Origin of the sequence: Cellulophaga sp. (assembly GCF_039943695.1) — a bacterium.
In the GTDB taxonomy this organism is placed as follows: Bacteria; Bacteroidota; Bacteroidia; order Flavobacteriales; family Flavobacteriaceae; genus Cellulophaga.
This window is the reverse complement of sequence record NZ_JBDVAA010000037.1, coordinates 1-6,801: the sequence shown is the minus strand read 5'-3', so window position 1 is coordinate 6,801 and position 6,801 is coordinate 1. Positions and strand designations below refer to the sequence as shown.

Below are 6,801 nucleotides of genomic sequence, written 5' to 3'. Positions count from 1 at the left end.
AAATGTTTTATGTTTTCCGTTTCTTTTAAAGCTTCAAAAAGCATTAATATATAATTAACTTCACTAGAGTTATTATTTAATTTTGGCTTAATGTAAATAGGCAATTTGCCTTTTACAATCCAGTTCACACCTACTATATAACTAGACTTTAATCTGTAGGCAGCATCTTCCTCAATAAATTTAAGATCAAAACAAAGTTCATTATTCTTTTTTGAACGTTTAAAATGTTGTGAAAAGTTTTGTTTTTCTAATAATACTTTTTGCTCTTCACTTAAATCTAATAAAGAGTTGTTATAATTAAAACCATAATGTTCATTTACAATAATCATTTTATAAGTCTTCTATTATTTTTAATGCACTTGGCATTAAAATACCATCTGCTACATATTCTCTTAATATTGGTTTTATTTCGTAATCTAAATTATAATTAAAGTTATTTCCATTATAAATAAAATAACTATGACCTAATTGAACATCTTTAGCTTCAAACTCTTCTGATAAGTGTATAGAATTGTCATTATTATCATCTAGAAACAACTCTTTAACTTTTAAGAAAATATCTTCTTCAAAAAATAACCTTGAATCCTCTACCCTACTGTTAACATTCAAATCGGTTTCTGTCAATATTTTTGGTAATACTTCTACAAATGCAAAACGCCTTCTAACTGCATAATCTATTTGACCTACACTCCTATCGGCAGTGTTCATTGTACCAATAATATATAGATTAGGAGGTAAGATTATTTTTCGATTTCCTTTTATTTCATACATACTTTCTACCGACTCACCTCTATATTCTAAAGCGTAAATTAATTCTCCTAAAACACTAGAAAGGTTTGCTCTGTTAATTTCATCTATAATTAGAACATAGTTTTTCAGAGGCTCTTTTTGTATATCCTTATGAGTAAAAGTAAAATTATTGTCTTTTAAAAACTCTTGAAATAAATTCAATACTCTAACATAGTAACTTGCATGTTGTTTTGCTAAACCAGATATGTTTTCATTTTTCTTTAAATCTTGCCTAACTACATTGCCATCTAAAAACGCTTGCTTAATATCCCTAAACAACATTCTATTTCCATTTCTTAACCAGCCATCATTTTTTCCTTTGTATCTAAAAGCATCTTCATCAGTATTAATTAACCCAACACTAACTGTTAAGCAAAAAAAACCTTCATCATTTTCTATTTTTTCATTTATTTGGTCAACAAACTGATTAAAATATTCATCCAATAAAACTTCCTTAGAGAAGGTAGATTCATCTTTATAAAAATCATTATAATTCTTTAACGCTTTAAAAGCATATTCTGCTAAAATTCTATTCTTTGTTTTATATTCTATTTTGTCTTCTTCATTGTTTTCAACGACTATTCCTCTAACAAAATCCTCATAAGTATATGATGGATGGAATTGTATAACTTTAAAATTCTCCTCTTTATTTTGATTGTTAATACCAATAACTTTAAACAAATGCTTCGCAACAGCTAATTCATAAGGTTCTTTACCATTTTTATTACTTGGTTCAATTCCTTCTGTCAGTTCATTATACTTTACAATTATATTTTTGCAAGTTGGTTTCCAAGAATCACTTCTTTCCGATTTCAATTCTATATAATCATTAGTAATTTCCAAAATAGTATAGTAATCAGCCTTACCACTAGCATTAGCTATTTTATCTCCTACTTTTATATTTTTAGTAATCAAATTAAATGTAAGATTTACTCTAGTTAATTCTTTTGCTATTAGTTTTGCTAGCCTTGTTTTCCCAGTTCCTGGAGGACCTTGTAGGATGATTTGTTTTTTATAATGTAATAAATCTATATATTGTTTCATAGAAGTTAAATCCTTGGTTTCAAAATTTTCGTTTATACTATTTGGGTTCTTAAAATATTCAAAAGATTGCCATGGATAAGAAATTAAATCCATATAATTTTGAGATGGATGATGTTTCTTATAAAAAGTATTTATTGTGTGACTATCTCTAAACCAATTATTCTCATATTTAGGTAGCGGTTCTTCAATATTCTTATTAATAAATTTAAATAGTTTTTTTAAACTATCATCTTTAACAATTGTACATAATAAATTTGGTTGCAAACCTGCAATTAACCTATAAGTTGCAGCTTTTCTATTTTGAGCAGTAAACCTTCTAATATATTCTGTAATTTCTTGGTAAATTTCCCATTGAGGTTCTTCTTGATTATCAGCAATCACCTTAAGAAGAGGAGCTAATCCTCTCCAATTATTCTTTATTTTAGTTTGTTCCTCTTTTGAATAATAACCTTGTCGTAAAGATGAAACACATTGATTGTTTGATTTTTCAAAAAACTCTTTAAAAACTTCTTGATCCCAATCTTCCCAATTTACTTTACTAGAAGCTTCGATGATAAATTTTGGAACATAATCTTTATAGAGACTTACCCAATTATGCCAAACTTCAATTTTATTTGTTAGATCAGTTAGTTTCATTTCGAAATATATCTACTAATATTAATTTTTGACTATCAATTTAAATGAAAAAAATAATCACAATGTTTGATTTTCCTTTTATTTAATCTTTTATTTTTGAATCAATAGGCTTTTTTAATAATACTTCATTAGTACTATCATACTTATAATTAATTATATCACCAGATAATATTAGCTGTATAACTTTATCTATTATAGGTAAAGGAACAACAAACCATTCTCTTGGTGTTATTCTCCTACCTTTATCATCGAATACATCTATGTTAAGACATACTTCTGCAAAGAATCGATGAAGCAAATGTTCAAACTTTTGAGTATTCATATTGTAACACTTATAACCATCCACTATGGCTACATCAGACATTAGGTACGTAGGTTCTTTAGATGCGTTTTTTATACGTTCTTCAACAGGAACAGTTGAAAACCCAATTTTATATAGATCTTTTAGGGATGCAATTTCCGGATTGGCAGATTTAGATTTTAAGATATAAATCCAACCTGATTCTAAATCATCTTCGTTTACTGCATTTGCATTATTGAATAACGTTGATTCGTCAGTTTCATAGCTATGGGTAACTATTTTTCCACTATCAAGTAATTGTTTGCCAAGAGAACGAAAAAGCATATTACTTTTCGTTCCGTTTTCAAAAATTATTCTTGTTCTACCATCTTTTCTAACCCGATTACCTGTTTCTAGTTTTACCTCTTGCAACTCCACATTTACTTCCTCTAAAAAGAGTAATACTCCATCCAAAACATAATAAGCTCCCTTTTTTAAATTTTTCTCTGAACTTGTAAATGTTTTAAGAGTACGCTTACCTTTTCTAAGTTCTTTATGCACCTCCTTAAACATTAGTTCGTAAGCTTTAAACTCTTTGTTGCCTATTGCCTTTCTTTGAGCTACAAAGTCGGTTGCATTTCTTTCTGTTGAACTTGGTACATTTTTTAGTTTGAAAATCGAATCAGTTTCTTCGATATCTAGAATACCTAAATCATCATCATTTAAAATATCTGATACGGATTTTACTTCTTCTTTAGTGTTTAAAAGATTATGGGTGTCATAAGACTTTAAAACTTCTGTTTTCTTAGCATCCTTTCTAAGTGCTTTTAATCTAGACAATAGTTTAAATTCAGTAACATTGGTAGCCTCTGGTTCACGCTTATTTTTTTCAAAAAAAGCATTGATTTCTTGGAACGATTCAATTAAGCGTTCATCTTCTGATTTTACATTAGAATTTTTTGGTTTAGAATCTAAAATTCCAAACTCATCATCATTAAAAATATCGTCAAGGCTTAATTTCTTTTTACTCATTTGCTTTGGCTTTACGCTTTTGCTCTCTTAAAAATATGATTGCCTCTGCTAAACGTCTTTCTTGTGGGTCGAAAGATTGAATACTTGGTTGTTCACCTGTTTTTTGTATCCAGTTTTTAATTTTAGGCCACAGTATAATTGCTTCTTCATCAGTCATGGTAATTTTGGTGGCATCAATAGTTTCTTGAATAGCTTTAAATACAGATGCCGTTACTGATTTAGATAATATTTCAAATGCTTTCTGAAATGGATTTATAGTATCTATTAAATCGATATTAATATCATCAATATTTACAAAACTATCAGCCATGCGTATAAAGCGTTTATCGCCTACCTCTTCAATAGTTCCGTTTTTAATTACAGAATCTACTACTACATGTTGGCGAACAGCTTCTACCTCTTCTTCCGTAAGGTCAGGATACGTTTCTTTAATGATTTTAGGAATCAACACTTTATTAATGACTTCTGGGTCTACATTACCTGGCATTGCTTTTAGCATATTGGCGTCTTGCATCACCTTTGCTTTTAAATCATTAATGTCACTTTCAATAATATCTTTTGCTCTTTGCGAACTTGGTAGCTTAAAGCCATTTATTATAAGCGTGTTTTCATCATCTTCAGTATCATCAACCTCTTCACCTTCTTCTGGGAACTTTGGCTTAAATTTAAAGTTAGGAGCCAACACTTGCTCCATTAATAGGGAAGCAGTAATTGCCTTGAGCATATTATTTACAGACAATTTAACTAAATCATCTTCTGCATCTGGTTGTGCTATTAAGTTGGTAAACTGTGAGTGCGATTTGTTTTCGCTATCTCTTGTTGCTCTACCTATTATTTGAATGATCTCTGTTAATGAACCTCTATAGCCCACGGTTAACGCATGTTGGCAATAGGGCCAATCAAACCCTTCTTTTGCCATACCTAATGCTATGATGATATCAATATCATCAACATTTTTTACATTACGTAAGTATTCTTGTATTTTATCTCTGTCCTTTGAATTGTCATGTACTAAATCTGCAATTTTTAATGTTCTACCCGTGGCTTTACTTTTTACATATAACACGCCGGTATCTGGGTCTTGATAATCTAGGTCACCTAAACCATCTACAATTCTATTGACCTCTTCATATTTGTCCTTTTCAGATTCACCTGAATTTACACTGGGTATATGAATAATCGTTTTTTTGTTTTCATCTAATATCTCGTGAATAGCAGATGTGTACTTTCCTTGATAAAAATGATACCCAATTCCTAAAGACTTTAAATAGTCATAACCATTTAATTGTTGGTAATAATCATACTTTACTTTAGTAAACTTAGCCTCATCTTCTGGTAATAAAATAGGCACGGAATCTCCTCTAAAAAAAGAACCCGTCATTGCTACTACGTGTGCATTAGATTTTTCCATTACACTACTTAGTACCAACCCTAATTTATTATCGCCATCTACAGAAACGTGATGAAATTCATCTATTGCTAACAAACAATTATTTAGTTGTTTTTCGTCTATTGCTTCAAAAGCAAAACGTAAAGTTGCGTGTGTACAGATTAGTATTTTCTCATCACTTTCTAAAAAATTTAGAAATGCAGTTACTTTACTTTTTTCTATACCAGGTGTACATAAATTATATCTTGGATTAGGTTCCCAATCTGCGAAAAAACCATACTTCTTTAAGTCTGTTTTAGAAAACGAACTCCCAATAGACCTTTCAGGTACAGCTACAATTACCTTCTTAATATCTTGATGTATTAATTTATCTAAACCAATAAACATTAAGGCACGAGATTTACCAGAAGCAGGTGGTGCTTTAATTAATAAATATTGAGCAGTACGAGCCACAAATGCTTTTTGTTGCATTTCTCTCATACCATATTCGTTGGTACTTTTACTTTTACCTGTTTGTTGGTATTTTACATGTACTATATCTGGCATAAATTAGGCTTTCTTTTTACGAGTTCTTTTAGGTTTTTCTAACAAGGTGTTTTTATTTATCATCTTTTCATATTCTTTAAAAAGATATTCTAAACGCTCTGTATCGCTTTCAAAAGGTTTTAAACGATAACAACGTTCTATTGCTAAATCTAATTGATGATGCGCTTCTTTTAAACCTTTAGGCATTTTATTAGGGTCGTATAATTGTGCTAAGGTTTTACCTGAATGTTTTTCTCGTTCTTCTAATACTTCAAAAACGTGTAGATTAATTTGTTCTTTTTGTTTTTGATTGATTTTTGGAAACGGAAATGTATTATAACATATTGAAGAAGAATACCTATAATCTTCTCTTAATCTTCCTGCTACTGTACTAACCCAAGACATATGTATTCTCGAATTAATGACACCAAATACCCAAGGTTCTGCTTCATAAACTGCTTGTGCTGAAGCATAAATAACTGGGCCAGCTTCAACAAAATCAATTGGTATGTAATCACGACGTTGTGAAGTTACACAAGGAACAATTAAACAGGGTTTATTATAATATCTATCTTCAGCAAAACGATAAGGGAATTTAGCAAGAGCTATTGTTGGTTTCTTTGAACTTGCTAATCTCATTTCTCTAACACCTTTAAGCCTTTTTATTATTTCAATTTCATCTTTTATATCTTTCAAAGTATCTTCAGAAATATATAAACACCATCTCTTCAAGTTCTTTATAACTTCTTGAGCACCAATAAATGGTTTTAAAAAAGGTCTTATTATTTTATTTTTAGATAGTTCATTAAACTCATTTTCATCTAAAATCAAATGACCTCCATCCGCAGGAATACTTCCTTTAATCATTTTTGGCAAACCACTTATAGAAACAGACTTTCTACTTACAAAAACGTTTGAACCTTCAACGAGATATGGATTAATGTTTTTGGCTTTCTTTACAATCTTTCCACTCCATATATATTTTTCTTCATTAGATACATTTCTTAAACCAATAATTACAACTGACACACCTGCATTACCTTTTGCATTATTAGTCCAATTAAACGTTTGATAAGCAAAATCAATTTCTTTGTTATCTCCAATT

General features: G+C 29.7%; 5 protein-coding genes. All 5 read right to left on the bottom strand.

Annotated features, from left to right (window positions below):
- Positions 1–329 (bottom strand): hypothetical protein (locus ABJD66_RS03020; RefSeq protein ID WP_348128070.1); only part of this gene is annotated, 329 nt, incomplete at its 3' end.
- A gap of 1 nt (position 330) precedes the next feature.
- Positions 331–2,469, bottom strand: a complete 2,139-nt coding sequence (locus ABJD66_RS03015) for an AAA family ATPase (RefSeq protein WP_348128067.1) — start codon at positions 2,467–2,469, stop codon at positions 331–333.
- Positions 2,470–2,551: 82 nt separating this feature from the next.
- Positions 2,552–3,781 (bottom strand): GIY-YIG nuclease family protein, encoded by a 1,230-nt coding sequence (locus ABJD66_RS03010; protein WP_348128064.1) that lies wholly within the window; start codon positions 3,779–3,781, stop codon positions 2,552–2,554.
- Positions 3,774–5,717 carry a DEAD/DEAH box helicase gene (locus ABJD66_RS03005; RefSeq protein ID WP_348128061.1) on the bottom strand — a complete coding sequence of 648 codons (1,944 nt, stop codon included), beginning with the start codon at positions 5,715–5,717 and terminating at the stop codon, positions 3,774–3,776. The genes ABJD66_RS03010 and ABJD66_RS03005 overlap by 8 nt, the downstream gene beginning before the upstream one ends.
- 3 nt (positions 5,718–5,720) lie before the next feature.
- On the bottom strand, positions 5,721–6,801 hold a 1,081-nt coding region (locus tag ABJD66_RS03000; protein WP_348128058.1), incomplete at its 5' end, for a type IIL restriction-modification enzyme MmeI.